At 74.0% G+C, this 25,398-nt stretch carries 24 protein-coding genes and 2 pseudogenes; 11 read left to right on the plus strand and 15 right to left on the minus strand.

Annotation, left to right across the window (positions count from 1 at the left end):
- The first annotated feature begins 64 nt into the window (after positions 1 to 64).
- Entirely contained in the window at positions 65 to 550 is a 486-nt protein-coding gene (locus GHR20_RS28165) for a methyltransferase domain-containing protein (protein WP_153814757.1), read from the plus strand.
- A 17-nt stretch (positions 551 to 567) separates the two neighbouring features.
- Here the strand turns inward: GHR20_RS28165 and GHR20_RS28170 are convergent, their stop codons facing one another.
- Both GHR20_RS28170 and GHR20_RS28175 read right to left on the minus strand, forming a co-directional pair.
- On the minus strand, positions 568 to 1,068 hold the full coding sequence (locus GHR20_RS28170) for a DUF402 domain-containing protein (protein WP_153814758.1): 501 nt from the start codon (positions 1,066 to 1,068) through the stop codon (positions 568 to 570).
- The gene (locus GHR20_RS28175; RefSeq protein ID WP_153814759.1) at positions 1,049 to 1,978 is read right to left on the minus strand and encodes a GNAT family N-acetyltransferase; all 930 of its coding nucleotides are present in this window, start codon (positions 1,976 to 1,978) and stop codon (positions 1,049 to 1,051) included. Before GHR20_RS28175 ends, GHR20_RS28170 begins: the two co-directional genes overlap by 20 nt.
- 71 nt (positions 1,979 to 2,049) lie before the next feature.
- Here GHR20_RS28175 and GHR20_RS28180 point away from each other — a divergent pair, with 71 nt between their 5' ends.
- Positions 2,050 to 2,418, plus strand: coding sequence for a GntR family transcriptional regulator (locus GHR20_RS28180; protein WP_161215320.1), 369 nt, complete (start codon positions 2,050 to 2,052; stop codon positions 2,416 to 2,418).
- 24 nt (positions 2,419 to 2,442) lie between these two features.
- Here GHR20_RS28180 and GHR20_RS28185 read toward each other — a convergent pair whose 3' ends face one another.
- Positions 2,443 to 3,213, minus strand: coding sequence for a DUF72 domain-containing protein (locus GHR20_RS28185; RefSeq protein ID WP_148027537.1), 771 nt, complete (start codon positions 3,211 to 3,213; stop codon positions 2,443 to 2,445).
- 15 nt (positions 3,214 to 3,228) lie between these two features.
- Positions 3,229 to 4,341 carry a DUF5925 domain-containing protein gene (locus GHR20_RS28190; protein WP_343336024.1) on the minus strand — a complete coding sequence of 371 codons (1,113 nt, stop codon included), beginning with the start codon at positions 4,339 to 4,341 and terminating at the stop codon, positions 3,229 to 3,231.
- Between the two features lie 101 nt (positions 4,342 to 4,442).
- Between GHR20_RS28190 and GHR20_RS28195 the strand changes: the two genes are divergently transcribed.
- The gene (locus GHR20_RS28195; protein ID WP_153814760.1) at positions 4,443 to 5,816 is read left to right on the plus strand and encodes a xylan 1,4-beta-xylosidase; all 1,374 of its coding nucleotides are present in this window, start codon (positions 4,443 to 4,445) and stop codon (positions 5,814 to 5,816) included.
- Between the two features lie 3 nt (positions 5,817 to 5,819).
- On the opposite strand, the gene GHR20_RS28200 is transcribed toward GHR20_RS28195, so the two are convergent.
- The 5 genes and pseudogenes from GHR20_RS28200 to GHR20_RS28220 all read right to left on the minus strand — a co-directional run bounded on the left by GHR20_RS28200 (position 5,820) and on the right by GHR20_RS28220 (position 12,746).
- Positions 5,820 to 9,272 (minus strand): lipopolysaccharide biosynthesis protein, encoded by a 3,453-nt coding sequence (locus tag GHR20_RS28200; protein ID WP_243878409.1) that lies wholly within the window; start codon positions 9,270 to 9,272, stop codon positions 5,820 to 5,822.
- A gap of 94 nt (positions 9,273 to 9,366) precedes the next feature.
- The gene (locus GHR20_RS28205) at positions 9,367 to 10,176 is read right to left on the minus strand and encodes a polysaccharide deacetylase family protein (protein WP_194859012.1); all 810 of its coding nucleotides are present in this window, start codon (positions 10,174 to 10,176) and stop codon (positions 9,367 to 9,369) included.
- Positions 10,169 to 11,160: pseudogene (locus GHR20_RS28210) on the minus strand (glycosyltransferase family 2 protein). The gene GHR20_RS28205 and the pseudogene GHR20_RS28210 overlap by 8 nt, the downstream one beginning before the upstream one ends.
- Positions 11,157 to 11,978, minus strand: a complete 822-nt coding sequence (locus GHR20_RS28215; protein ID WP_111585141.1) for a glycosyltransferase family 2 protein — start codon at positions 11,976 to 11,978, stop codon at positions 11,157 to 11,159. The pseudogene GHR20_RS28210 and the gene GHR20_RS28215 overlap by 4 nt, the downstream one beginning before the upstream one ends.
- Positions 11,979 to 12,371: 393 nt before the next feature.
- A complete protein-coding gene (locus tag GHR20_RS28220; RefSeq protein WP_181516497.1) occupies positions 12,372 to 12,746 on the minus strand; it encodes a hypothetical protein in 375 nt (124 codons plus the stop codon).
- A gap of 274 nt (positions 12,747 to 13,020) precedes the next feature.
- Here GHR20_RS28220 and GHR20_RS28225 point away from each other — a divergent pair, with 274 nt between their 5' ends.
- Positions 13,021 to 13,824 carry an SGNH/GDSL hydrolase family protein gene (locus GHR20_RS28225; RefSeq protein ID WP_111585142.1) on the plus strand — a complete coding sequence of 268 codons (804 nt, stop codon included), beginning with the start codon at positions 13,021 to 13,023 and terminating at the stop codon, positions 13,822 to 13,824.
- A gap of 607 nt (positions 13,825 to 14,431) precedes the next feature.
- Positions 14,432 to 14,701, plus strand: a complete 270-nt coding sequence (locus tag GHR20_RS28230; protein ID WP_111585143.1) for a hypothetical protein — start codon at positions 14,432 to 14,434, stop codon at positions 14,699 to 14,701.
- A gap of 116 nt (positions 14,702 to 14,817) precedes the next feature.
- On the opposite strand, the gene GHR20_RS28235 is transcribed toward GHR20_RS28230, so the two are convergent.
- The 3 genes from GHR20_RS28235 to GHR20_RS28245 all read right to left on the minus strand — a co-directional run bounded on the left by GHR20_RS28235 (position 14,818) and on the right by GHR20_RS28245 (position 17,862).
- Positions 14,818 to 15,999 (minus strand): CaiB/BaiF CoA-transferase family protein, encoded by a 1,182-nt coding sequence (locus GHR20_RS28235; RefSeq protein ID WP_153816161.1) that lies wholly within the window; start codon positions 15,997 to 15,999, stop codon positions 14,818 to 14,820.
- A 109-nt stretch (positions 16,000 to 16,108) separates the two neighbouring features.
- Entirely contained in the window at positions 16,109 to 16,888 is a 780-nt protein-coding gene (locus GHR20_RS28240; protein ID WP_194859013.1) for an ABC transporter permease, read from the minus strand.
- Positions 16,885 to 17,862, minus strand: a complete 978-nt coding sequence (locus GHR20_RS28245) for an ATP-binding cassette domain-containing protein (protein WP_153814762.1) — start codon at positions 17,860 to 17,862, stop codon at positions 16,885 to 16,887. The genes GHR20_RS28240 and GHR20_RS28245 overlap by 4 nt, the downstream gene beginning before the upstream one ends.
- A gap of 61 nt (positions 17,863 to 17,923) precedes the next feature.
- On the opposite strand from GHR20_RS28245, the gene GHR20_RS28250 reads away from it, so the two are divergent.
- Entirely contained in the window at positions 17,924 to 18,628 is a 705-nt protein-coding gene (locus GHR20_RS28250; RefSeq protein ID WP_111585146.1) for a TetR/AcrR family transcriptional regulator, read from the plus strand.
- 9 nt (positions 18,629 to 18,637) lie between these two features.
- On the opposite strand, the gene GHR20_RS28255 is transcribed toward GHR20_RS28250, so the two are convergent.
- From GHR20_RS28255 to hmgA, 3 genes are read right to left on the minus strand one after another with little or no spacing between them, the layout of a single operon-like run.
- Positions 18,638 to 19,795: a type ISP restriction/modification enzyme gene (locus GHR20_RS28255; RefSeq protein ID WP_153814763.1), complete on the minus strand. Its 1,158-nt coding sequence runs from the start codon at positions 19,793 to 19,795 to the stop codon at positions 18,638 to 18,640.
- 26 nt (positions 19,796 to 19,821) lie between these two features.
- Positions 19,822 to 20,571, minus strand: coding sequence for a GntR family transcriptional regulator (locus GHR20_RS28260; RefSeq protein ID WP_111585148.1), 750 nt, complete (start codon positions 20,569 to 20,571; stop codon positions 19,822 to 19,824).
- A 45-nt stretch (positions 20,572 to 20,616) separates the two neighbouring features.
- A complete protein-coding gene (gene hmgA, locus GHR20_RS28265; RefSeq protein WP_153814764.1) occupies positions 20,617 to 21,927 on the minus strand; it encodes a homogentisate 1,2-dioxygenase in 1,311 nt (436 codons plus the stop codon).
- Positions 21,928 to 22,101: 174 nt separating this feature from the next.
- Here hmgA and GHR20_RS28270 point away from each other — a divergent pair, with 174 nt between their 5' ends.
- From GHR20_RS28270 to GHR20_RS28290, 5 genes and pseudogenes are all read left to right on the plus strand, one after another.
- Positions 22,102 to 22,692 (plus strand): hypothetical protein, encoded by a 591-nt coding sequence (locus GHR20_RS28270; RefSeq protein WP_111585150.1) that lies wholly within the window; start codon positions 22,102 to 22,104, stop codon positions 22,690 to 22,692.
- Between the two features lie 64 nt (positions 22,693 to 22,756).
- Entirely contained in the window at positions 22,757 to 23,374 is a 618-nt protein-coding gene (locus GHR20_RS28275) for a TetR/AcrR family transcriptional regulator (protein WP_111585151.1), read from the plus strand.
- Between the two features lie 48 nt (positions 23,375 to 23,422).
- A pseudogene (locus GHR20_RS28280) lies at positions 23,423 to 23,878 on the plus strand (molybdopterin dinucleotide binding domain-containing protein); the annotation flags it as partial.
- 137 nt (positions 23,879 to 24,015) lie between these two features.
- Entirely contained in the window at positions 24,016 to 24,705 is a 690-nt protein-coding gene (locus GHR20_RS28285; protein WP_153814766.1) for a hypothetical protein, read from the plus strand.
- Complete coding sequence (locus GHR20_RS28290) at positions 24,692 to 25,336, plus strand: class F sortase (protein ID WP_153814767.1); 645 nt, start codon at positions 24,692 to 24,694, stop codon at positions 25,334 to 25,336. The genes GHR20_RS28285 and GHR20_RS28290 overlap by 14 nt, the downstream gene beginning before the upstream one ends.
- The last annotated feature ends 62 nt before the right edge of the window (positions 25,337 to 25,398 follow it).

The following is a 25,398-nucleotide window of genomic DNA, read 5'->3' on the forward strand; positions in this document are numbered from 1 at the left end:
GGCGTGTGGGGTGAGAGTTCCCCATCCGTGCGGGACTGTCAGTGGCGTGTGTCACTCTCCGGCCATGACCGATGAGCGTGAGCACGGGGATACGACTGCCCAGCCGCCGGACTGGGACGCGCGGGCCGCCCGATTCGACGACGAACCGGACCACGGCCTGCGCGATCCCGCCGTGCGGGCCGCCTGGGCGGCCAGACTCTCCTCCTGGCTGCCCGGGCACCCGGCCGAGGTGCTGTGCGGACCGGCCGAGGCCCCGCCGGTGGGGGAGCACCGCTTCGACGTGATCCTCGTACGCCATGTGCTGTGGGCGCTGCCCGGCCAGGCCCGGGCGCTGCGGCGCTGGCGGCGGCTGCTGCGCCCCGGGGGCAGGTTCGTGCTGGTCGAGGGCGTCTGGGGCGAGCTGCACCCGGTCGGCATACCCGCGGACCGGCTCCTCGCGCTGCTGGCGCCGCTGACGTCCGGGGCGCGCGTGGAGCGGCTGTCCGGCGACTCCGTGCTGTGGGGGAAGGAGGTGACGGACGAGCGGTACGCGGTGGTGGCGGGCGTCTGACCGGCACCCGTGCGGGCTCAGGCCAGCAGGTCGCCGAAACCGTCCGCGCGGGCGAGCCGCTCCAGCTCGTCGAGGGCGGCCACGGCGGCCGCGGCGGCCCCCGGGTCCCGCCCGGCCAGCCCGCTCGCGGCGAACTCGTCCTCGTCCAGGCGGCGTACGTCCCCGCCGTCGGCCGAGCGCCACAGGTCCAGGTCGAGGTCCTCCACCACCAGTTCCGCCCCGGTGCGGACCGCGGGCCGGGTGATGTCGCAGTACCAGCCCTTGACCCGGCCGTCCGCGGCGCGCACCTCCTTCACCGCGTACCACCGGTCGCGCCAGTAGTACTCGGTGAACACATCGCCCGGCTCGAAGCGCACGAACCCGAAGTCACGGGTGCCGGCGCCCGCCCAGGGCGCCCGGACCACGACCCGGGTGCCGTCGTCCCCGAGCAGCCCGGCCGGGTAACGGATCTTCGTACGGCCGCCCTTGATGAGGCTGACGGTCAGCTCGCTCGTCGGCTCAGCCGAGTTCGCGGACATGGCGGACCTCCGTCGCACAGATCTCGTAGCCGAGCCATGTGTTGATCGCGATCATCGGCTCGTTGCCCGCGTCGTTGCCCGTGAACGCGTCGGTGACACCGGCGGCGCGGGCCCGGTGCAGGGAGTGCAGCTTGGCGAGCTTGGCCAGGCCGCGGCCGCGGTGGGCGCGGGCGGTGCCGGTCATCGCGGTGGAGTACCGGCCGTCGCCGTCGGTGTAGGCGACGGTGAAGGCGACCGGGCGGCCGTCGACGCACGCGGCCATGGTCAGCTCGCGGTTCAGCAGCGGGTGGCGCCAGGTGCTCGCCAGCCAGTCGTCGTAGCCCCGGGAGGCGAAGTCGAGATCGCTCGGCTCGTCCTGGACGGTCTCCATGTCCAGCTCGAACAGCGGGCGCGGGTCGTCGGCGAACTCGGCGGCCGGGCGCAGCTCGACGCCCGGCGGGGTGGGCGGGAGCGGCGGCAGTTCGCCGCCGGCCAGGTCCAGGCGGAGGAAGTGCGCGGACCGGCCGGCCCGATAGCCGTGCCGCTCGGCGAAGGCGCGGTGGGCCGGTTCGTCCAGGACCCAGCTGAACACCGTGGTCGCGCCCAGCGAGGCGAGGTACTCCTCGGCCGTGCGCAGCAGCAGCGTGCCCGCGCCCCGGCCCGCCCGGTCCGGCCGGACGTAGATGTTCAGCAGGCCCTGGTCCGGCTCGGTGCTGTCGTACGCCAGCAGGACCTGGGCGGTGCCGACGATCTCGCCGTCCTCCTCCGCGACCAGCGGGCGGTAGTGGGCGTCGGGGTGCGTGTGCAGCGTGTTGTGCCGGACCGATTCCGAGGTGAACAGGATGTACGGCAGGGCGAGTCGGCGCACCCGGGCGAAGCCCTCGGTGTCGGCCGGGGCGCCGGGGCGCAGGTCGCGGACGATCGATGTCATGGGGAGGGACCGTACGGGGAGTTGTTCCGGGGGTGCCTCTCATTTTTCCGCGCGTGCGTCAGAATCGGGCTGTGAGCCTGAAGATCCGCATCGACGACAGCGCGCCCCCCTACGAGCAGGTGCGGGCGCAGATTTCCGAACAGGCACGGTCCGGGGCACTGCCCGTGGGATACCGGCTGCCGACCGTGCGGGGGCTGGCCGAGTCCCTGGGGCTCGCGGTGAACACGGTGGCCAAGGCGTACCGGGCGCTGGAGGGCGACGGGGTGATCGAGACGCGGGGGCGCCTCGGCACGTATGTGGCCGCCGCCGGCTCGGCCGCGGAGCGTGAGGCGTCCGCGGCCGCGCAGGCGTACGCCGACCGGGCGCGGAGGCTGGGGCTGGGAGAGCAGGAGGCGCTGGCGGCGGTGCGCGATGCCCTGCGGGCGGCCTACGGGGGGTAGGCGGAGGGAGGGGACCGGGGCGCGTCAGCGCCGGCCCGCCGGTTCCGGGAATCGCGTCACCGCCAGGCCCGCCCGTCGCGCCGCCCCGGCGAAGGCCGCCGCGTCCCGCACCGCCGCGCCGCCCGGGTCGTTGTTGAAGTAGGCGTGGACGCTCTCGTCGTCCGGAAAGGCCGTGGCGATCCGGTCCACCCAGGTCTCCAGGGCGCGGTGGCCGTAGCGGGGCCAGGGGTGCGCGCGGCCCTGGTGGAAGCGGACATAGCCCCAGCCGGCGGTGCGCCACAGCGGGGTGACCGGGCGGGACAGGACGTCGGCCCAGCACAGGGCGGCGCCGCGGGAGACGAGGACCTCGCGCACCTCGGGCGTCCACCAGGAGTCGTGCCGGGGCTCCACCGCGACCCTCGTACCGGCCGGGAAGCAGGCCAGACAGGCGTCCAGCAGGGCCGGGTCGGCACGCAGCGTGGGCGGGAGCTGGAGCAGGACCGGTCCGAGCCGGTCGCGAAGGCCCGCCGCGTGGGTCATCAGCCGGTGCACCGGCTCGGCGGGGTCCGTCAGCCGCCTGATGTGGGTCAGATAGCGGCTGGCCTTGACCGCGACCAGGAAGTCCGGCGGCACCCGGGACCGCCAGGCGGCGAAATGGTCGTACGAAGGCAGCCGGTAGAACGCGTTGTTCAGCTCCACCGTGGCGAACAGCCGGGTGTACTCCTCCAGCCACAGCCGCGCCGGGACCCCGGCCGGATAGACACGGTCCCGCCAGTCCTTGTACTGCCACCCGGAGGTGCCGACCAGCAAGGTCACCTCTTCATGAAAGCACTACAGGTACAGCCCCGCGTCCGCGCCGTTGCGCGCCCCCGGTACCGAGGTCGGTGTGGTGCCCCGGCGCAGCGCGTACAGCTCGGCCAGGGTGGCGCCCTCGCGGCCGACGCCCTCCTCCGTGCCGAGCCAGTGCACCGCCTCGTCATGGGTGAGCCGGCCCACCTCGATGCGGGCCAGGCAGCGGCCGGGGCGGACCACGGCGGGGTGCAGGCGCTCCAGGTCCTCGTTCGTGGTGACGCCCACCAGGACGTTGCGGCCCTGGCCGAGCAGGCCGTCGGTGAGGTTCAGCAGCCGGGACAGCGCCTGGCCCGCGGTGTGCCGGGCCTCGCCGCGGATCAGCTCGTCGCAGTCCTCCAGGAGCAGCAGCCGCCAGCGCCCCTTGCCCGCGCCGTCCTCCTCGCCGATCGCGATGTCCATCAGATAGCCCACGTCGGAGAAGAGCCGCTCGGGATCGAGGACGCAGTCCACCTGGCACCAGTCGCGCCAGGAGCGGGCCAGGGTGCGCAGCGCCGAGGTCTTGCCGGTGCCCGGCGGGCCGTGCAGCAGCAGGAGGCGGCCCGCGATGTCCTCCGGCGTGGTCTTCATCAGCTGGTCCATCGCCTCGGCGACCGGCGCGGTGTAGTTGGCGCGGACCTCCGACCAGGTGCCGGCCGAGATCTGCCGGGTGGTGCGGTGCGGGCCGCGGCGCGGGGACACGTACCAGAACCCCATCGTCACGTTCTCCGGCTGGGGTTCGGGCTCGTCGGCCGCGCCGTCCGTGGCCCGGTCGAGGATCTCCTGGGCCAGTTCGGCGCTGGTCGCGGTCACGGTGACGTCCGCGCCCCGGCTCCAGCGGGAGACCAGCAGGGTCCAGCCCTCGCCCTCGGCGAGGGTGGCGCTGCGGTCGTCGTCCCGGGCGACCCGGAGCACCCGGGCGCCCTCGGGCAGCAGGGTCGCGCCGGAGCGCACGCGGTCGATGTTCACCGCGTGCGCGTACGGCTGCTCGCCCGTCGCGAAACGGCCGAGGAACAGCGCGTCGACGACGTCGGACGGCGAGTCGGAATCGTCGACGTGGAGCCGGATCGGCAGAGCGTCGTGCGGGTTCGCAGGCATGTCGCCATGATCCGTCACCGATGCCCTCCGTGCACGGCATTTCCACCGCTTGTTCCGGGTGTCCCGGGGCCGCCCCGGGTCTGCCCAAGCCCCGGACCGCGCCGATACTGTGGCCCCCGATGGCACGTCATGGGTGGGAATCGGTCGGCCGGCGATGGCGGCTCGCCGCCCTGCTCGGGGGGATCGCGGCGGCGCTCGCCCTGCTGGTGGGCCTGCCCGGCGGACCGCCCGGCGGACCACCCGGCACCTCGGCCGCGCCGCGCGGCACCGTGCGGGCGTCCGTCGGCTGGGGGTTCACCCACACCCAGTTCAGCGCCGACGAGGGCGCGCCCGCCGCGACCGCCCGGGTGCGGGGGCTCCTCAAGGCGGACGGCGGGCCCGCGCAGGACCAGGCGATCATGGGCTGGGGCGCGGACAACCCCGAACCGTCCCCGGGGCACTACGACTTCGCCGCCCTGGACCGCCGGATCGCCTTCGTCCGCGCCTCCGGCGGCACCCCGGTGATCACCCTGTGCTGCGCCCCCGACTGGATGAAGGGCGGCAAGTCCGGTGCGGAACACACCGATTGGAGCCGCTCGGCCCTGGAGACCGCGCCCGACCCCGGCCACTACCGGGACTTCGCCGACCTCGCCGCGACCGTGGCCCGGCGCTATCCGGACGTGCGGCACTTCCTCGTCTGGAACGAGTTCAAGGGCTTCTGGGACGAGGCCGCGGGCCGCTGGGACTACGAGGGGTACACCGACCTGTACAACCTCGTGTACCGGGCGCTGAAGCGGACCGGCGAGGACGTCCTGGTCGGCGGGCCCTATCTGCCGATGGACAGCGTCGCCCCGACCGACCCCGAGGCGTCCCCGCGGCTGCGGGGCGACTGGGGGGCGATGGACCAGCGGGTGCTCGACGCCTTCTCCTACTGGAACGCGCACAAGGCCGGCGCCGACTTCACCGTCGTCGACGGCGCCACCTACCCCGACGGCGGCAGCCCGCGGCCCGACGAGTTCACCGCCACGGACAAGCTGACCGCCGTCAGCGCCTGGGTACGGCGGCAGACCCATGACCTGCCCCTGTGGTGGGCGGAGTACTACGTGGAGCCCGGCGACGGCGACGCCGGCTGGTCCGAGCCGCACCGGGTCGCCGTGCAGGCCACCGGCCTGATCGCCCTGGTGCGGGGCGGCGCCGGCTCCGGCTTCTACTGGAACCCGGAGAAACGCACCGGCCCCACGTGCCCCGGCTGCCTGTGGACCCCGACCGACCGCGCCGACGGGGGCCGGCCGCTGCCCATGTACGGCCTGCTGTCCCGGTTCGCCGCCGCCTTCCCGCCGGGCACCCGCTACCGCGCGGTCCCCGTCGACCCGGCCGCCGGGCCCGGCCTGCGCGTCCTCGCGAGCGACCGCACCGTCCTCGTCGTCAACACCCGCGACCGCCCGGCCGTCGCGCGGGTCGACGGCGGGCGGCTCACGCTGCGGCCGTACGAGGTGAGGTGGCTCGACCGCTGATCCTCACTTCAGGGTCAGGAACCGCTGCACCAGCACCCCCAGCACCACCGCCAGGAACGGCAGGCAGAACCAGAAACTCCCCTGGAGCAACCGCACTCGGCGCGTCCCCGGGGGCACCGCCACCCGCACCGCCTCGCGTGCGGCCAGCAGCAGCATCAGGACCACGGCGGCCAGCGCGCCGGCCACCGACCAGGGCGTCCACGTCACCCGGGGCCCGGCCGGCCCGGGGTGCGGCCCGGGGACCGGACCCGGGGGCGGCGCGCGCAGGGCGTACACCGTGACATCGGCGTTGACCAGCACCCTCGTCAGCTCCGGCCGGGCGTCCAGGCTCCGGGTGAGCCGGGCCCCCCAGGCGGCCGGATAGCCCGCGTCCAGCCGCAGATACGTCACCTGGCTCTCGTTCACCATGAGATACGACCGCGGGCCCGCCTCCTTGAGCGCCGTGACCAGCCCGGACACCCGGGCCGGGTCGGCCGGCGCGAGCGTCGGGACGTAGTCGACCCGCTCCATGTCCCTCGCGCCCCAGGGCAGCGAGGGCGTCACGTCGTTCACCGTGTCGTTGCTCGGCCACAGCAGCCGTACGGTCGGCCGGTCATGGGCGTACACCCAGTTCATCGCCGCGACCTCGCCGGGCCGGGTGCGCTCGAAGGGCTCATTGCCCCACCGGGCCACCAGGAAGCCGCCCATCAGCAGCAGCCCGGCGAGCAGCGCGGCCACGGGGGCGAGGACCGGCCGCCGCCCCGGTCCCGTGGGGCGGGGGAAGAACGCGAGCGCGCCGAGCAGGGCCGCGCCCGGCACCGCGAACATGAAGACACGCAGCGCCATCTCACCGCCGTAGGACTGCATGCCGAAGCCCAGGAACGGGACGAAGGTGAGCACCGGCAGGGAGCGTTCGCGGTACCGGTGCAGGCGCCGGCGCCACCAGCCCCAGCAGGCGAGGGCCAGGACGGCGGCGGCCAGCAGCACCCGGGTGTAGAGGACCAGCTGGTGGGTCGGGTCGCCGCCCCGGATGCGGCCGGAGACGGAGGTGGAGACATTGCCGCCGATCCCGCCGATCCCGCCGAAGAGGTCGTCGAAGTGCCCGGACCAGTACGGCTCCGCCATGAAGCCGAGCCAGACGGCGGCGAGCACCGCGCACAGCAGGGGCAGGCCGCGCAGCTCGCAGCGGCGCAGCAGGACGAGGGCCGCGAGCACGCCCAGCATCACGAACGGGGTCAGCTGGTGCGCGGGCACCGTCGCGGCGTACAGGCCCAGCAACAGCAGCAGGAGGACGGTCCGCCCGCGCCGGTCGGCGGGCGGCGGCTCCGTCTCGCCCGGCCGCAGCCCCGCCGTCAGCGCCCGGGGCGGCCGGAACCAGACCAGCAGGATCGCGGTGAAGAGCAGATACAGCAGGAAGGTGAAGCCCTGCGGGGAGAAGTAGTCCTGGCCGACCCAGCCGCACAGCACGAACAGCCAGACGCCGGTCCACCGCGCCCGCCAGTCCGCGCGCACCGACCGGACCAGCAGCAGCATCGGTGCCAGATAGGCGAGTTGGATCGCCGTCGGCCACCAGCGGATGACCTCCGTGAAGTCGGTGACCCCGCAGGCCCGGCCCACGAACGCGGCCACCGCGAAGAAGCCCGGCCAGCTCCAGCGGGCGTCCAGGTCCGGGACGGCCGACCCGGTGCGGTCGATGTAGTCGAGGAAGCCCAGGTGCTGCCAGGCCGTCGCGAACCTCGGCTCGGTCTCGATCACGGCCGGCAGCGCGTGCAGCGAGACGACCGTGACGACCAGCGTCACCACCAGCAGGGCCCGGTTCTCCCGCCGTTGCCCCAGCAGCCCGGCGAACACCACGACCAGCAGCGCCGCGCCGACGAGCGTGGGCCACGGCAGCACCGAGACCAGACCGAGGCCGCCCATCCGGTCCAGGTCCCCCTCCCCGAGACGCAGGGCGGGCAGCCAGTACAGGAGGAGGGCGGTGAGCAGGAGGGAGGCGAGGAGGAGGGCGGAACGCGGGGGGTGGGCGCGGGGAGCGGGGTCCGGCGAGGGGCCCGGTGAGGGGTCCTGATCCGCAGGGGGCGCGGGACGCGTCGGGGGTACGGCCTCCTCGGCGGCCCGTCCCTCCTCGGCGGCCCGTTCCCGTGCCCACGCCGGCACCCGGCGCCGTCGTACCGGCTCCTCCTCCCGCAGCCCCAGATCCGCCAGATCCCCGTCCGGCGCCACCGCGTCCGGCACCGGCGCGCCCCGCGCGAACCCGCGCGCCGGCGCCGCCCCCGCGCCCGCCCGCACCGTCCGCCACAGCCGCGGCGCGGCGATCGAGACGATCACGGTCAGGCTGGAGACCTCGGCGACCCCCGCCCCGGTGAGCCCCATCCGGGGCAGGAGCAGCAGGGTGAGCCCGAGGACCAGGACGCACAACAGGCCCTGGAGAAAGGCCAGTCCGGCGGTTCGGCTCCGCGCGCGCAGGACGGCGAAGTAGGTTTCCATGACGACCCGGAGCAGGGTGCCGACGGCGAACAGGCGCAGCAGCCCGGTCGCCGCGTCCGCGTAGCCCGCGCCGAAGACACCGAGGATCCAGGGCGCGCCGACGAACAGCACGGCGCTGATCGGCAGCATGATCCGGGCCATCCGCCACAGCGCCGCGCGGGCGTCGGCGGCCAGCCGCTCCGGGTCGTGCGAGCCCTCGACGGTGAGGGACGCGCCCATGTTGACGGCGAGCAGGTTGCAGGTGCCGCCGATGGTGGTGGTGATGTAGAAGTACGCGTTCTGAGCGGAGCTGACCTGCGCGGCGATGATCACCGGCACCAGGTAGACCACGGCGAGCGAGAACAGGGAGCCGGTGTAGTCCCCGGCCAGGAACCGCCCGATCTCCCGGGCGGGCGGCGGCCCGGGCCGCCCGGCGGTCGCCGCGACATGGCGGGGCACCAGCCGCCGGAACACCAGCCAGCCCAGCGGCACCACGGACGTGCCGATCGCGGCCACCCAGGACACGAAGACCCCGGTGGCCGGCACGGCGACGGCGAACACGGCGAGCAGCACCAGCTTCACCGCCGAGAACACCGTGTTGCCCACCGGTACCCAGGGCGCGCTGCGCAGCCCGGTCAGCACCCCGTCCTGGAGGGTGAGCAGGTTCCAGGCGACCACGGCCGCCACGAAGCCGAGGCCGGGGAGCGGGCCGTGCAGAAAGCGGTACGACGGCCCCCAGACGTCCAGGGTGCCGAGGAACACCCCGGCGGCCAGCGCCACGAGCAGGGAACTGCCCGCGTAGGTACGGAAGACGAAGCGGCCGGTGTGCTTCCCGGACACCGGGATGAACCGGGCCAGTGCGCCGGTCAGGGTCACCGCGGTGAGCCCGGCGAGCAGCTTCATCGCGGCGATGGCGGCCGAGCCCCGGCCGACCGCGGCATCGGAGTAGTAGTGCGCCGCGGCCAGCCAGAAGCCGAGGCCCAGGACGGCGGAGATCCCGGTGTTGAGCATCAGCGCGTACGCGTTGCGCAGCAGCGGGCCGCCGCCCGGGGCGCGGCCGGTACCGGGGGCCCGCGCCGCCCTCGGCCCGGGCGCGGTGGTCGTGTCAGTCACGGATCAGACCGGCCTTCCGCAGCGCCGGGCCGATCCGCCGTGCCCCGCGCACCAGCCCGTACCCCCGGGTGAGGGCCCGGTCCCGGGCGAACGCACGGCCGATGTCCTGCCCCCGCAGCAGCCGGGTGAACTCCTCGGCGCCCGTGCCCCGGCGCACCGTGACCCGGCGCAGCGCGTACGGCCCCTGGGCGCGGCGGGCGAGCCCGTTGCCGACGGCGAGCGCCTGCGCGTACCCGGCCGCGCGCACCGCCCGGCGCACCCGGCGGCTGGAGTAGCCGTACGGATACGCGAACGACACCGGCCGCGCGCCGAGTTCGGCGGTGAGGATCTCCGTGCACCGGCCCAGCTCCCCGTCCAGCGCCGCCTCGTCCAGCTGGTCCAGCTGCGGATGGGTGTGGCTGTGCCCGCCGATCTCCACCCCGGACGCGGCGAGCCGGCGCACCTGGTCCCAGTCGAGCATGGTGTCGAGGCCGCCCCCGGTGTCGTACGCGCCCCGCAGCCAGCCGGTGGAGACGAACAGGGTGGCCGGGAAGCCGTGCCGGGCGAGCAGCGGCAGGGCGTGCCGGTGCACGCCCTCGTAGCCGTCGTCGAAGGTGATCAGCACCGGCCGCGCGGGCAGCGCCCGGCCGCCGCGCCAGTGTGCCGCCAGTTCGGCGGTGGTGACGGGCGTGCAGCCGAACTCCTCGATGAGGGAAAGCTGTTCGGCGAAGGTCCCGGGTGCGACGGACAGGGTCCGGGTGGCGGCGTTGGGCGCGGTGGCGACGGAGTGGTACATGAGGACGGGCACGGGCGGCTCACTCACGCGGGCCCCCTGGCCGGGCGCCGGTCCCCGCGTCCGCGTACGACCCGCGCCGCGCCCGCAGGCTCCCCACCGCGAACCCCCCGCGGCCGTGAGCACCCCGGCGACGATGGCGCCCGCGCGGCCCGCGCCCCCCGGCCGGCCGAGCAGCGCGTCCCGCAGGCCCCGGGCGACTCCGGCGGGCAGCACCCGGGTGGCGTAGCGGCGTTCGGACTCCAGGCCCTTGTCCGCGCCGACGCTGCGGGCCACCAGGGCCTTGGAAAGGCCCTCGGCGTAGGCGCGGGTGCGGAAGTAGGCGAAGTTCTCCCGGGCCCGCGGCACCCGGTGGTGGATCACCGCGCGGTCGTCGACGAGCAGCACAGCGTCGGGGCGGGCGCGGGCGAGGCGGATGCACAGCTCCGTCTCCTCGCCGCCCAGCGGGCGCCGGCCGCCGTCGCGCCCGATGCCGGTGGCGAAGCCGCCCGCCGCCTCGAAGGCCGTACGCCGGAACGAGGCGTTGCCGCCCAGCACATTGCGCACCCGCACCCGGCCCGGCGGCAGGCCCCGGTAGGTGCAGCCCACCACCCAGTCGAACTCCTCCGGGAACCAGGCGGGCCGCCGCCCCGACGCCCACACCGGCTCGGTGCGCCCGCCGACCGCCAGCACCCGGGGATCGGCGTACGCCTCGGCGAAGCGGCGCAGCCAGTCCCGCTCGGCGACCGCGTCGTCGTCCAGGAAGGCGATCACCTCGCCGCGCGCGGCGGCGATGCCGGTGTTGCGGCCCGAGGACAGGCCGCGCGGACCGGAGTTGGGCAGCACCCGCACGCCCCCGGCCGTCCGGTACGCGCGCTCCAGCCGCTCGCCGAGGGCCGGGTTGTGGTCCACGACCAGGAGGGTCTCCAGGGCCGGGTACGACTGCGCGCGCACTGAGGAGACCGCCGCGAGGATGTCCTCCCAGCGGTCCTCGGTGTAGGCGCAGATCACCACGGAGATGCCGGGATCGCTCAAGACACCTCTCCCCGCCGGGACTCGAGCAGCGCGGAGTGCCGCTTACGGCGGCGCAGCGCACGCCGGTTGGAGCGCTCGCGCAGGATCACCCGCAGCACCCGCAGCCCGTCGCGCACCGCCCGCAGATTGCTGGTGCCGTGGATGCGCAGGTACTCGTGGCTCGGGATCTCCTGCACTCTCAGGCCCGCCTTGACCACTCTGATGTTCATCAGCGTCTCGACCTCGAAGCCGGTGCAGTCGAGCTCGATCTTGTCCAGGCAGTGCCGCCAGAACGCGTTGTAGCCGTAGCACAGGTCGGTGTAGCGGGCGCCGAACTTGCGGTTGACGACGGTGCACAGCGCCCAGTTGCCGAGCTTGCGTATGAAGGTCATGTCGTCGGTGCCGCCGCCGTTGGCGAAGCGGGAGCCCTTGGCGAAGTCGGCGCCGGAGACCAGCGCGGAGACATAGCTGACGATCTCGCCGCCGTCCGCCGAGCCGTCCGCGTCGACCATCACGATGATGTCGCCGGTGCATGCCTCGAACCCGGTGATCAGGGCGTCCCCCTTGCCCCGGCCGCGCTGCGGGACGACCTTGAGGCGCGGCCACAGGGACCGGGCCACCTCGATGGTGCCGTCGGTGGAGTTGCCGTCCACGAGGACGACCTCGTGGATCCAGTCGGGCAGGCTCTTGAAGACGTAGGGCAGGTTCCGCGCCTCGTTCATGGCGGGGATCACCACGCTCACCGGCGGAGTGATCGCCAGGTGCGAGGAGATGGGCCGGTAGTGCGTGACGAGCAGCGGTTCGCGGCCCGGACTCGGCGGGCGCAGCGCTGAACTCATGGTTGGTTCCCTCTCGTCCGGTGGGCCGCCCGCCGCCGGGCGGCCCGGCTTGGGATCCGGTTCGAAAGGGGGGTTCTCCTCCGGGGCACGGCGAGCGGAGCTCCGTACCCGCGGACGAGCTTGGCACAGCTGTCCGGGCCGCCGGGCGGGCATGGCGGCCGGTCGCGCGGCCCGGGCCCGGTCACCGCTCTCGGTCACCGAGCACGGCACCCCCCTACCGCGCTGCGCGGCGGACCCCGCCATGGCGCCCGGCCCTCCCCAGGGACCGCGCACCGGCGAACCGCCGCGGTTGAGCTGTATGACGGTATTGACGGTTCGGCCCGAAAGGCAAGACCTGGACGGTGCATCGCCTTTTCCATGATTGGTCCGTTGCGCAACAGTGGCTCACCTTGCTCACTCTTGTGTGCTTTTACCGGGGATTCGATCCCGAAGGAGTACGAGAAGCAGCAGGAGCAGACTCAGCACGGCGACGGCGGCCACCCCGCCCCGGACGGACCACCGGTGCGTCGCGAGCATCACCTGGGCCACCAGCATGTCCACGACCACGGCGCCCGCGAGCGCGCACAGGGCGCGGGCGAAGGGATCGAGGCCGCGCAGGGCCGCGGCGAGCGCGGCGGCCGGCGCGAGCAACAGGAAGAGCAGCGCGCCCGGGCCGCGCAGCGCGGCGCCGGAGCCGGTGAGGGCGAGCAGCGCGCCGGCCGTCGGGACGGCGGCCGCGGCGCCCGCGAGCAGCGGCGACAGTTCCCTGTTGACCCGTAAGGTGCGCATTGGCGAATTTGCCCTCCGGAGCGCCGGATGCCGGGCTTCAATGTGGCGCAGGCCCGAGGGGGCGTCAAGGGCGCCCTCACCCCGAAATGAACGGCTGGAGCAGGTGTCTGAGACCCGGTCAACATAGTTGACATGTACGCGCAATACATACGCAGTAAATCTTTGAAGACGGTCTTATTGAGAGTCAAAAATTCTTGACATGAACACTTCCGCTCAACGCGCGTAGTTGCTACTTAAGTTGCCGCAGACTTCCTGCTCACCTGGGAGATACACCATGAGACGTTCCCGGCTTGTCGGATTCGTTGCGCCACTCCTCCTCGCTCTGGGCCTCGGCTTCACGCAGGCGGCGTCGGCGCAGGCGGCATCCAACAGCGGCGGTTACGTGGCGCTCGGCGACTCCTACGCCTCCGGCGTCGGCGCGGGCAGCTACATCAGCTCCAGCGGCGACTGCGACCGCAGCACCAACTCCGCGGCCTACCTCTGGAACGCCGCGCACAAGCCGGCCTCCTTCGCCTTCAACGCCTGCTCGGGCGCCACGACGGACGATGTGATGGCCAACCAGCTCGGCTCGCTCAACTCCTCCACCTCGCTGGTGTCCATCAGCATCGGCGGCAACGACGCCGGGTTCGCGAGCGTCATGCAGACGTGCGTGCTGAACTCCGACAGCACCTGTCTGTCCGCCATCGCCACCGCGAAGTCCTACGCGACCAACACGCTGCCCGGGAAGCTCGACACCGTCTACAACGCCATCCACTCCAAGGCGCCCAACGCCCGAGTGGTCGTGATCGGTTACCCGCGCTTCTACCTGCTCGGCCAGGTCTGCCTCGGCCTGTCCGACACCAAGCGGTCGGCCATCAACAGTGCCGCCGACACCCTGGACGGCACCGTCCAGTCCCGCGCCGCCGCCCACGGCTTCGTCTTCGGTGACGTCCGCAGCGCCTTCTCCAGCCACGAGATCTGCTCCAGCAGTTCCTGGCTCCACAGCCTCAACGTGCTCGACCTCACCGAGTCGTACCACCCCACCGCCGACGGCCAGTCCGGCGGCTACCTGCCGGCCCTCACCACCGCCGCCGGCTGACCCGAACGGGTGAGCACCCCCTGGCACACCGCCGGGCCCGCCCGTCAGGGTGAACTCCCGTTCCGGCCAGGGGTGTCGACGTAACACTTGGTATCTCCCGGGTGAGCCCGCCGTGTGCACCCGGCGGGACCGCCCACCGCGGCGGCGGGGGCCCTGGCCGATGGGGCCTTCGCCGACCGGACGGCCGGGCGCGTGAGATGGACCACGTTCCCGGCCGCCTCCGCACGGCTTCCTCCGCCCGCGCCGCGACCGGTGCGGGCGGTCGCGGTCGCGGCGACGGGGCGGCCGCCGCCGGGCCGCCGCCGGGGCCCGTCGTCACCCTGGGGCTCCACGGGGCCGACACGCCCTTGATCACCAGGGGGTCGGCACCCCAGGGGGCGTCACGCGCCGTGACGGCGGCCCCGGAGCGGCGGTCCGGCGCGAGCCGTCGGCCAGCTCATTGTCCAACTCGCCCTGAAACCGGTCGGATTCGGAGAGTAGTCAGCTTGGGATGGTCAACCCCCTTACGGGGAAGGTGAATCCTGAAGGCGCGATACACGAGTGCCCCGGTGGGGAGATAGGGTTACTCTGCCCGGGGCCGGGTGGACTCGTACGGGTGGGGAGTGACATGGAACAGATAACAGTGCGCAGCAGGGCCAGGGTCCCTGCGATCACCTGCGGGAGCAGCGCGACCAGCTCGCGCCTCGACCGGCACCTCGCGGTGCTGGGCGGTCCCGCGATACCGCAGCAGAAGACCGTCGAGGCGACCTCGCTGATGCGGGAGCTGACGGCGCGGGACACTCGGCGCACGCACAGCGACCGGGGCGCGCGGGTCCGCCGGGTCTCCCTCTTCGCACCCCTGCGCCGACTGCGTCGTTCGCTGTTCGGCAGCCACTAGTCCGGTCCTCGACCGGCCTGTGATCCGGCCCCGATCCGGCCACTGATCCCCTTGAGCGCCCGTCCGGCGCTCACCGGGTGAATCCCGGCGGTTCCGGACCTCGTCCGGGCCCGCGCTCAGGCCGCCACACCGTCCCGGCGCAGCGCTGCGATCTCGTCGTCCGTCATCCCCACGGCACGCAGCAGCGCTCCGGTGTGCTGTCCGAGCGCGGGCACGTCGCCCATCCGCGGTTCGTCCCCGCCCGGCAGGGTGAGGGGCGGCAGCAGCGCCCGCAACGGCCCCACCGGCGAACCCACCTGACGCCAGCGCTCCCGGGCCGCCAGCTGCGGATGCTCCGCCAGCTCGCGCAGATCCCGCAGCCGGGCACAGGCGAGGCCCGCCCGCTCCAGCCGCGCCAGCGCCTCGTCCGCGTCCAGGGCCCCGAGCGCCCGCGCCACCGCCGCGTCCGTCTCCGCCCGGTGCGCGACCCGCGCCGCGTTCGTCGCGAACAGCGGGTCTGTCCCCAACTCCGGCCGCTCCATGACCTGTTCGGCAAGGCGCCGCCACTCCCGGTCGTTCTGCACCGACAGCAGCACCTGGCCGCCGTCCGCCGTCGGGTAGGCGTCGTAGGGCGCGATGACGGGATGTGCGAGTCCGGTGCGCGCCGGGGGTTCGCCGTCGTGCATCGTGTGGTGCAGCGGATGGCCCATCCACTCCGCGAGCGAGTCCAGCAGGGACACCTCCACCGGACCGCCGCGCCCGGTGACGCCCCGGCGCACCAGGGCCGCCAGCACCCCCGAGAAGGCGTACATGGCCGCCGCGATGTCCGCCGCCGGAATCCCCGCCTTCACCGGCCGCTCCGGCGTCCCGGTGAGCGACACCAGGCCCGCCTCGCACTGCACCAGCATGTCGTAGGCCCGCTTGTCCGCGTACGGGCCGAAGGAGCCGTAGCCCGAGATGTCCACGGCGATCAGCCGCGGATGGGCCGCGCACAGGGTGGCCGCGTCCAGGCCGAGCCGGGCCGCGGCCCCGTGCGCCAGGTTCTGCACGAACACGTCCGCGTCCGCGACCAGCCGCCGTACGACCTCCCGGCCGCGCGGATCCTTCAGGTCCAGGGCGAGCGACTCCTTGCCCCGGTTGCACCACACGAAGTGCGAGGCGAGGCCGCCCGCCGCGGTGTCGTAGCCCCGCGCGAAGTCGCCCCCGTCCACCCGCTCCACCTTGATCACCCGGGCCCCCAGATCGGCGAGCTGCCGGGTCGCGAAGGGCGCGGCCACGGCCTGTTCGACGGCGACGACGGTGATCCCCTCCAGCGGCAGCGGCTGGGGTCCCGGGGGTCTTCCAAGGGGGTGCGCGAGGGGTGGTCCGCGAGGTGCTCCATGGGGTGGATGATCTCCCCCTCGCGCGGGCCTGTCAGTACGGCGTATGTCACGCGCCACGGCTGTAACGGCGCACCGCGAGCGGCAGGAACACCACGATCAGGGCGAGGCTCCAGGCGAGCGACCCGGCGACCGGATGGGCCACCGGCCAGGCGGCGGCGCGTGGCACGGGCGCGTTGCCGAACAGGTCCCGCAGCGCGGTGGTCACCGCGCTGATCGGGTTCCACTCGGCGATCGTGCGCAGCCAGCCGGGCAGATGGCCGGTCGGGATGTACGCGTCGGACAGCAGCGGCAGCACGAAGGAGGCGGCGCCGAGTTGCCCGGCCGCGTCCTCGCTGCGGGTGAGCAGGCCCAGGTGGATGCCGGCGCAGGTGCAGGCGAACCGGAAGAGCAGCAACAGCCCCACCGCGCCCGCGGCTTCGGGCACCGTTGCCTCGATCCGCCAGCCCACCGCGAGCCCGACCAGGAGCAGCGGGATCGTGCCGAGGGCGGTGACGACGAGGTCCGCGGCGGCCTGTCCCAGGGGGACGGCGGCCCGGCTCACCGGTAGCGTGCGGAAGCGGTCCGTCACGCCCCGGTGGGTGTCCGCGGCGGCCTGGAACATCCCGGTCATCAGGCCGCCCGCCGCCGTCGCGACCAGCAGTCCCGGCACCAGGAAGGCGCGGTACTCCCGGCCCGGCATGGCCAGCGCGCTGCCGAAGACATAGCCGAAGAACAGCAGCATGTTGACCGGCATCATCTGGGTCAGGACCGTCAGGCCCGGACTGTTGCGGACCCGACGCAACTGCCGTCCCGTCATGGCGAGTCCGTCGTACACCAGTGCGTTCACGCGGCTCGCTCCTCGATGGGGCCGGCTTCGGTCCGGGACGTGACCGCGGTTCCGGTGAGCCGCAGGAAGACGTCGTCCAGGGTGGGCGGACGCAGGCTCGCGTCCAGCAGGGGGACGCCGGCCGCGTCGAGTTCGCGCACCAGGCGGGGCAGCGTCAGGGTCGGGTCGGTGGTGAGGACGCCGACGGCGGCGCGTGCGCGGTCGAACGCCGGCTCCCGGCCGGTGAGCCGGTCCAGCACGGCGGCCGCCGCGCCGAGCGCGTCCGGGTGGGCGACCACGGCCTCGGCGTACGACCCGATGAGCGCCTTGAGTCCGGCGGGTGATCCGGTGTGCGCGATCCGGCCCCGGTCCATCAGGGCGATGTCGTCGGCGAGTTGATCGGCCTCCTCCAGATACTGCGTGGTCAGCAGGACCGTCGTACCGTTCGCGGCGAGGTCCCGTACCGCCTGCCGGACGGAGCCGCGGACCGCCGGGTCGAGGCCGGTGGTCGGCTCGTCCAGGAAGAGCACCTCCGGGCGGCGCACGAGGCTCACGGCGAGGTCGAGGCGGCGCCGCATACCGCCCGAGTAGGTGGCGGCCCTGCGGCCGGCGGCCTCCGTGAGCCCGAAGCGCGCCAGCAGCTCCTCGGCGCGCGCGGCCGGCCCCCCGACCCGGTGCAGCCGGGCGAACAGCCGCAGGTTCTCCCGGCCGGTCAGATCGCCGTCCACCGAGGCGTACTGGCCGGTGACGGAGATCAGTCTCCGGACGGCGGCCGCCTCCCGGACCAGGTCGTGTCCGGCGATCCGCGCGGAGCCGGAGTCCGGCCGCACCAGCGTCGTCAACAGGCGGACGGCGGTGGTCTTCCCGGCGCCGTTGGGCCCCAGCAGCCCGCAGACCGTGCCCCGGGGGACCGCCAGATCGAGCCCCCGCAGGGCGGGGACGGCGCCGAAGCGCTTCTCCAGACCTTCACTAAGTACAGCGTACGTAGTTGGCATGCGTCGACCATAGCGCACTACGTACGGTGTACGTAACTAGGATGGTGGGCGAGGTGATGACATGGCAGTCCGAGGGGCCGTACCCGAGGTGATCTGGGCGCGCCCCGAGCGCACCGGACGAGGGCCGAGACCGGCGTACACGCGTGACGACATCGCGGCCGCCGCCGTGCGGATCGCCGACGCGCGCGGGCTCGACGCGGTGTCGATGCGGCAGGTCGCGGCGGAGCTGGGGTGCGGGACGATGTCCCTGTACAACTACGTGCCGCGCAAAGAGGACCTGTACGAGCTGATGATGGACGCGGTCGGCGCGGAGCACGCGCTGTGGCCGCCGAGCGGCAACTGGCGGGCGGATCTGACGCGGGTGGCGCACGAGGCGCGGGCGCTGATGCACCGGCATCCGTGGATGCCGCGCCTGATGTCACCGGTCTACGGGTTCAGCCCGCACACCCTGCGCTATCTGGAGCACTGCCTGGCCTGCCTGGACCCGCTGGAGGCCCGCTACGGCACGAAGCTCGAACTCATCGCCATGCTCAACGGCGTGGTGACGACGTACGTGCGCAATGAGCTGGACACCGCCGAGCGGGTGCGGGCGCTGCCGTGGTCGGAGGACGAGGAGAACGCGGTGCGCGGCGCGTATCTGGCCCGGCAGGTGGCGTCCGGGAAGTACCCGAGGATGGCGGCGGCGTTCGCGGAGGACCCGGGCCCGATCGATCTGGAGGCGGTCTTCGAGCGGGCGCTCACGAGGATCCTCGACTCCTACGCATGACCTCGTCCGTCACAGCAGCGCGAACTGCCCCTCCGGGCCCTCCTCGGGTTGGTCCAGGACCGAGGCGGGGCGGCGGGAGGAGGGCGGGGGCGGGAGGACGGCGCGGTGGCGCAGGTCGGTTGCCGTGATCGAGGAGGGGACCGTCAAGCCGGCCCTCTCCGCGCGGACTTCGGAGAGCAGGGCCAGGACCGTGATCAGCTCCAGCAGTTCCGAGGTCCACGACTGGAGCCAGCCGGCGGGCCGGATCGCCTCCAGGGTCCCGGGGGCGCCGGGTGCCGTGCGGGCGGTGAACCAGGACTCCAGGACCCGTACCCCGTTCAGCTCATACTCCCAGGCCCCGGCGGGGACGGGGGAGACGCGGCCCTCGTCCAGGTGCAGGGCCTCCTCCTCGGGGTCGTAGTGGAGGGTGGCCGGGCGGGGCGGCAGCGGGGCGCGGACGTAGGGGCGGCGGCCGCCGGGGAGCTTGGGGCGGTCGCCGTCGCGGCGCAGCAGCCAGAGCAGCCGACGGCCCGACGCCACACCGGATGACCACAGTTCCGCGTCGTCGGTCAGCGGGACGGTGCGGTCGGGGCGGGCCGTGGCCAGGAACCAGGCCGCCAGGTCGAGGGGGGTGACCCGGGTGTCCAGGCGGGACGAGAGATGGTCCAGGAGGCCGGGCGCCAGGTTGGGGTCCGCCGCGGCCGGGCGGCGGTGCAGGGGCCGGACGCGCCCGGTGCGCAGGGTGGGCAGCAGGCCGGTGGCCAGCAGCGGATGGTGCTCGTCGGGGGTCTCCACCAGGAAGACCTGCCGTTCGTCCGCCACCCGCCACAGCTCCGGGCGGGCCGCGTCCAGCAGCCGGTGGTCCGGGATCAGCCACCGCTCGTCGAAGGGCGCCGCCAGCACCCGCACCGGCTCCGCGCACGGCCCCCCGGCACGCGCCAGGCGCTCGGTGCCGCCGGTCCGGCCCGGCAGCTGGCCCACGGCCGAGTGCAGGGTGCGGGCCCGGCTCGGCTCGAACAGCGCCTCGCGGTCCGGGAGTTCCGCCGCCAGCAGGGCGTCCCAGCGGGCCCGCAGACAGCCCGGATCGGGGGCCGTCGGCCAGGCGCGGCCCGGCCGCGGCGGTGCGACGGACCACGGCATGAGGTCCGCCAGCAGCGGAGCGTCGTCGTCGTACGGCACGCTGGGCATCGTACGGGCCGAGGGCGCGCGGCGGGTCAGGTGGCGTCCAGGGTCACCGTGAAGGAGAAGCGGTCGCCCCGGTAGTGGATCACCGCCACGTCCAGCACCCGCCCCTCGGTGTCGTAGGTGATGCCCGTGTAGTGCAGGATCGGGCTGAGCAGCGGGACCTGGAGGAGGCGGGCGGTCTCCGGGTCGGCGAGCCGGGCCTCCACAGTGTCCGTGATCCGGCTGATGTCCGCCTTGACGACGTCCCGCAGCACCTTCGTCATCGGCCAGCGGACCAGATCGTCCAGGTCGATCCGCTCGGCCAGTTCGGGGCGCACATGGTTGACGGCGTGGTTGGTCGGCTCGCCGGTCTGCTCGTCGAAGCGCAGCCGGTGGTACGTCGCCACCTCGGCCAGCCCCGGGAAGCAGTCCGTGAGCCCGCCCGGCACCGGCGCGGGCCCGTGCGCCAGCAACTCGGTGCGCATCCCGGACTGCTGGGCCACGATCGCGTCCACCGAGCCCAGCAGCCGCACCGGGGCGCCGCGCCGGGCGTCGGGCTCGATGAACGTGCCGCGCCGCCGGTGCCGGCTGATCAGCCCCTCGTCCTCCAGCTCCTTCAGCGCCTGCCGCATGGTCAGCACGCTCACGCCGTAGTGCTCCGCCAGGCGCTCCTCGGTGGGCAGGCGCAGCGGGTCCGCGGGCGAGCGGCCCAGTATCGAGGCGCGCAGCGACTGCGACACCTGGTACCAGAGCGGCAGCTTGCGGTTCAGGACGATCGAGTCAGGGGCGAATGAGGTCACGCTGATATCCGTACCGGGTCGGGAACGACGGGCGCAACAGAGGCGTCAGATGCGGAAGTTGCGCGTCAGCCCCCGCCACACGTCGTCGTACGCCCCCTGGAGGTGGTCGGCGCGGGCCGCGTCCGGGGTGAGCGTCAGCGGCCAGCGGGTCTCGAACATGAAGGCGAGGCCGTCGTCGATCTTCTGCGGCTTCAGCTCGGCCGCGCTCGCCCGGTCGAACGTCTCCCGGTCCGGGCCGTGCGCCGACATCATGTTGTGCAGCGAGCCGCCGCCCGGCACGAAGCCCTCCGCCTTCGCGTCGTAGGCGCCCTCGATCAGGCCCATGTACTCGCTCATCACGTTCCGGTGGAAGTACGGCGGCCGGAAGGTGTCCTCGCCCACCAGCCAGCGCGGCGCGAAGACGACGAAGTCGACGCCGGCCAGCCCCGGGGTGTCCGACGGGGAGGTCAGGACGGTGAAGATGGAGGGGTCCGGGTGGTCGTAGGAGATCGAGCCGATCACATTGAAGCGGCGCAGGTCGTAGACGTACGGCACATGGTTGCCGTGCCAGGCGACCACGTCGAGCGGCGAGTGGTCGTACGCGGCCGTCCAGAGGTTGCCGCAGAACTTGTTCACCACCTCCACCGGGCCCTCGGTGTCCTCGTACGCGGCGACCGGCGCACGGAAGTCCCGCGCGTTGGCGAGCCCGTTGGCGCCGATCGGGCCGAGGTCGGGCAGCCGGAACGGCGCCCCGTAGTTCTCGCACACATAGCCGCGGGCCGACTCGTCGAGCAGCTCCACCCGGAACCGCACCCCGCGCGGGACCAGCGCCACGTGCGCGGGCTCCACGTGCAGCCGCCCGAACTCGGTGTGCAGCAGCAGCCCGCCGTGCTCGGGGACGATCAGGAGCTCGCCGTCGGCGTCCGAGAAGACCCGCTCCATCGAGGCGTTGGCGTGGTACAGGTGCACGGCCATGCCCGCCCGCTGGGTCGCGTCGCCGTTGCCGCCGAGCGTCCACAGGCCCGCGAGGAAGTCGGTGCCCGCGGCCGGCTCCGGCAGCGGGTTCCAGCGCAGCCGGTTCGGATCGGGCACGGCCTCGGTGAAGGGCGCCGTGCGGATCGAGCCGTTGGCCGTCCGGGTGAACCGCGGATGCGCGGCCGACGGGCGGATCCGGTACAGCCACGAGCGGCGGTTGTGCGCCCGCGGCTCGGTGAAGGCCGCGCCGCTGAGCTGCTCCGCGTACAGCCCGAGCGGTGCGCGCTGCGGTGCGTTGCGGCCCTCGGGCAGGGCGCCCGGCACCGCCTCCGAGGCGTGCTCATTGCCGAACCCGGTCAGATACGACAGCCCCTCGGCCCTTTTGCGCGCGTCCCCGCTCATGGTCGCCCCCACGCTCCTTCGCGCTTGTTGACTGCGTCCGTTCATTCCTATGGGACACCGTAGGAATCAGCGGGGCCCGGCGCAAGAGGGCGGGGCCTCCTCCCTCCGGGGTAGGCCGGGAACCCGACTTCAGGCGGATTCCCGGGGCCGCCCCCGTGTTCTACGCTCGCGCACATGTCGTGGACGAAGGAGACCCGAGGACGCCTGGCCGCGCTCGCGGTGTGCGTTCTGCTGCCCCTCGGCACGGCCGGCTGCGGCACGGCGCACGGCGGCACGGGCCCCGGCCCGGGCGGGGGCGCGAGCGCGGGCGCGGCCGCCGCGGGGGCGCCCTCACCCGTCGGCAAGGTCCTGGACGACACCGACGACAGCGGACGCCCTCTGCGCGAGGTCGGCGGCAAGGACGCCCCCGGGGTCGGCGTCGAGGTCACCCCGGACTCCGCCGACGGCTGGGACGTGCGGCTGACCTTCCGCCACTTCCGGGTCTCCGCACCCGGCGCGCACCCCACCGCGGTGACCGGGCGCGGGCCCGCCTGCCTCTTCGTGGACGGCCGCCGGATCGCCCGCCTGTACACGCCCCGGTACCGGCTGCCCGCCCGGCTCGTCCCGCACGGCACCCACCATGTCACCGCCCGCCTGTACGCCGACGACGGCACGGTGTGGGCCGTGCACGGCAAGCCGGTCCAGAGCACCGCCGACATAACGGTGTCGGGCACCCGGCCGCCGGGGCCCACGCCTGGGAGCGCCGACCGCCTGCCGGACGGCTGAGGGATTCGCGCACGCGTCTCCGTACCCTGGGACCAGGTTCACCGGACCCCGGCGGAAAGGCATCATGAAGCCCGTGCCCCACGCGACCCCGCTCCGCCGCGCCCCCGTCCAGCGGCGCAGCGCCGAACGGCTGACCAGGATTCTCGACGCCTGCGCCGAACTCCTCGACGAGGTGGGCTACGACGCGCTGAGCACCCGGGCCGTCGCGGTGCGCGCCGGTGTGCCCATCGGCTCCGTCTACCGCTTCTTCGGCAACAAACGGCAGATGGCCGACGCCCTCGCGCAGCGCAATCTGGAGCTGTACACCGCGCAGGTCACCGGGCGCCTGGAGCGGGCGGCGGCGGGGGACTGGCGGGCCGCGATGGACGCCGTCCTGGACGAGTACCTGGCGATGAAGCGCACCGCGCCCGGCTTCTCCCTGGTCGACTTCGGCAACCAGATCCCGGTGGGCGCCCGCCAGGCGGAGCCCAACAGCCGGATCGCCGACCGGCTCTCCGAGCTGCTCGCCGGCTATATCGGCCGCACCCCGGACGAGGAGCTGCGGCGGGCCTTCCTGGTCGCCGTGGAGAGCGCGGACACCCTGGTCCAACTGGCCTTCCGGCTCGACCCGGAGGGCGACGAGGCGATCATCCGCGAGACCCGGGAGCTGCTGCGGGCCTACCTGGCACGGCTGCTGGACTGACCGGCCGGCCGGAGGGGCACCCCGGCATGCCAACCGGTCGGCAGGCCCCCGGTGCGCCCGCGCCTGCCCGGAGCCCTCAAGTCCCGCGGCGGCAAAGTGGAGTTGCCGCCCGCGCCGCTCGCCGCCGGCCTGCCCCGGCCGCGCGCCGCCCGCGCCGCCCACCCCGTCGTGCCCCCCCTCACCGGCGGCTCCAACCGCCGCACCCCGCACCTGCGTCCCGAGGACGCGGACCGGCCCGGTGACCTGGGCGGCGCGGAGGTACGGGTCGAGGGCGCCGGGGGAGAGGCGGCGGCACCGGCCGAGGTCGCCGACGCGGTACGCCCCGGCGTGGTCGGCCCGCCGCACGGCTGGGACCACGGCCGCCCCGGCACCCGGCTCGGGCGCGCCGCCACCACGCCGGGAATCAACGCCGGCCAACTCCTCGACGGGAGCCCGCTCGACCCGCTGTCCGGCAACGCGGTCCTCCGCGGCATCCCGGTGGAGCCCACAGTGGCCGCTAATTAGTCATATCGTCACATTGCTCCGCCAGGGGGATATCTGACGGCGCGCCGGGCCCCGGTGCCGCCGGTCGTCGTGCGCATTGGGCAGAGTCCAGATGGGATCGATTTGTATGAAAATCATCTGACTCGGAGGAAATGCGTATGCCCACCCGGACATTCCCACGCACCGCCGGTACCCGCGCCGGCGCCACCGTCGTCCTGACCGCTCTCGCCGCGGCGGGTGCGTCGTGGGTGGCGGCACCGAACGCCATGGCCCAGGGGGAGAACGGCGACATCAGAGTCCACCGGGTCGGCACGCCCTTCGGCGTCTCGAAGGACGACCCCACGGTCTGCCGGTTCTACCTGGACGCCGTCAACTTCGACATCCTGCCGGTCATCGCCTACACCATCACGCCGCAGCCCCCGCTGCCCACCTCCGCCACCGTCACCGGCACCATCCAGCTCGCCGGCGGCGCCGGGCACACCGACCCGCTGGGCCTCGCGGACGGCCAGTACCGGGTCACCTGGACCGTGGCCGGCGCCCTCAAGGAGAAGGTCTTCCGGGTCAACTGCCGGGAGAACGGCAACCCGGGCGCGCCCGGCCAGATCGACGACCACCAGCAGCAGCAGGAGCACAACGACGCCAGCTGGGGCCAGGGCGGCGACCACGGCGGCGACCGCGGCGGCGACCACGGCGGCCCGCAGGGCGGGGTGCACGCCGGTGGCGGCGGTCTCGTCGACACCGCGGCCGCGTACTCCCCGGTGGGCGCCGCCGCGGCGGTGGGCCTGATCGCGGTCGGCGGGGCCGTGTACGTCCGGCGCGGCCGCCGTCACCCCCATGGCGCCGCGTAGGCGCAGACGCAGGCCCTGGTACCGGACCCGCGCCTTTCGCCTGGCCAGGACGGCCGCTCTCACGGCCGTCCTGGTGACGCTCGTCGGCCGGTGCGGGGACGACGGCCCGCCGGACCACGCGGAGGCCGTCGCCGCCGGGGCGGACCCGGGTGCGACCGGCTCGGCCCGCCCGCTGCCCCGGTCCCGGCCCACCTCCCTGCGCATCCCCTCCCTCGGCCTCGACGCCCGGATCGTCGGGGTGCGGTTGGGCAAGGACCGGCAGCTGGAGACCCCGCCGTTCGACCGGCCCAAGGCGGCCGGCTGGTACGAGGGCGGCGCCACCCCCGGCGAGGCGGGCACCGCGATCGCCGTCGGCCACCGCGACACCCCCTCGGGGCCCGCGGTGTTCGCCGCGCTCCCGATGGTCAAGCCCGGCAAGACGATCGAGGCACGGCGCGCGGACGGCCGTACCGCGGTCTACACCGTGGACCGGGTACAGGTCTTCGACAAGTCCGGCTTCCCCGACAAGGAGGTGTACGGCCGTGCCCGCCGCCCGGAGCTGCACCTGCTCACCTGCGGGGGCCTGTTCAGCAGGCGCACCGGGTACAGCAGCAATGTGGTGGTCTTCGCCCATCTCACCGCGACCAGGTGAGTCCGCTCGGCCAGCGTCTCTGGCGCCGCAAAACTATCGCCGCTAGTTTGTGGGGCGGACGA

The organism is Streptomyces sp. SUK 48, from assembly GCF_009650765.1.
Classification (GTDB): Bacteria; Actinomycetota; Actinomycetes; order Streptomycetales; family Streptomycetaceae; genus Streptomyces.

What these genes read in the sequence shown, in the direction of transcription:
- GHR20_RS28165 (WP_153814757.1), top strand. Translation starts at nt 65, where the DNA reads ATGACCGATGAGCGTGAGCACGGGGATACGACTGCCCAGCCGCCGGAC.
- GHR20_RS28170 (WP_153814758.1), bottom strand. Translation starts at nt 1,068, where the DNA reads ATGTCCGCGAACTCGGCTGAGCCGACGAGCGAGCTGACCGTCAGCCTC.
- GHR20_RS28175 (WP_153814759.1), bottom strand. Translation starts at nt 1,978, where the DNA reads ATGACATCGATCGTCCGCGACCTGCGCCCCGGCGCCCCGGCCGACACC.
- GHR20_RS28195 (WP_153814760.1), top strand. Translation starts at nt 4,443, where the DNA reads ATGGCACGTCATGGGTGGGAATCGGTCGGCCGGCGATGGCGGCTCGCC.
- GHR20_RS28200 (WP_243878409.1), bottom strand. Translation starts at nt 9,272, where the DNA reads ATGCTCAACACCGGGATCTCCGCCGTCCTGGGCCTCGGCTTCTGGCTG.
- GHR20_RS28215 (WP_111585141.1), bottom strand. Translation starts at nt 11,978, where the DNA reads ATGAGTTCAGCGCTGCGCCCGCCGAGTCCGGGCCGCGAACCGCTGCTC.
- GHR20_RS28220 (WP_181516497.1), bottom strand. Translation starts at nt 12,746, where the DNA reads ATGCGCACCTTACGGGTCAACAGGGAACTGTCGCCGCTGCTCGCGGGC.
- GHR20_RS28225 (WP_111585142.1), top strand. Translation starts at nt 13,021, where the DNA reads ATGAGACGTTCCCGGCTTGTCGGATTCGTTGCGCCACTCCTCCTCGCT.
- GHR20_RS28230 (WP_111585143.1), top strand. Translation starts at nt 14,432, where the DNA reads ATGGAACAGATAACAGTGCGCAGCAGGGCCAGGGTCCCTGCGATCACC.
- GHR20_RS28245 (WP_153814762.1), bottom strand. Translation starts at nt 17,862, where the DNA reads ATGCCAACTACGTACGCTGTACTTAGTGAAGGTCTGGAGAAGCGCTTC.
- GHR20_RS28250 (WP_111585146.1), top strand. Translation starts at nt 17,924, where the DNA reads ATGGCAGTCCGAGGGGCCGTACCCGAGGTGATCTGGGCGCGCCCCGAG.
- GHR20_RS28255 (WP_153814763.1), bottom strand. Translation starts at nt 19,795, where the DNA reads ATGCCCAGCGTGCCGTACGACGACGACGCTCCGCTGCTGGCGGACCTC.
- hmgA (WP_153814764.1), bottom strand. Translation starts at nt 21,927, where the DNA reads ATGAGCGGGGACGCGCGCAAAAGGGCCGAGGGGCTGTCGTATCTGACC.
- GHR20_RS28270 (WP_111585150.1), top strand. Translation starts at nt 22,102, where the DNA reads ATGTCGTGGACGAAGGAGACCCGAGGACGCCTGGCCGCGCTCGCGGTG.
- GHR20_RS28275 (WP_111585151.1), top strand. Translation starts at nt 22,757, where the DNA reads ATGAAGCCCGTGCCCCACGCGACCCCGCTCCGCCGCGCCCCCGTCCAG.
- GHR20_RS28285 (WP_153814766.1), top strand. Translation starts at nt 24,016, where the DNA reads ATGCCCACCCGGACATTCCCACGCACCGCCGGTACCCGCGCCGGCGCC.
- GHR20_RS28290 (WP_153814767.1), top strand. Translation starts at nt 24,692, where the DNA reads ATGGCGCCGCGTAGGCGCAGACGCAGGCCCTGGTACCGGACCCGCGCC.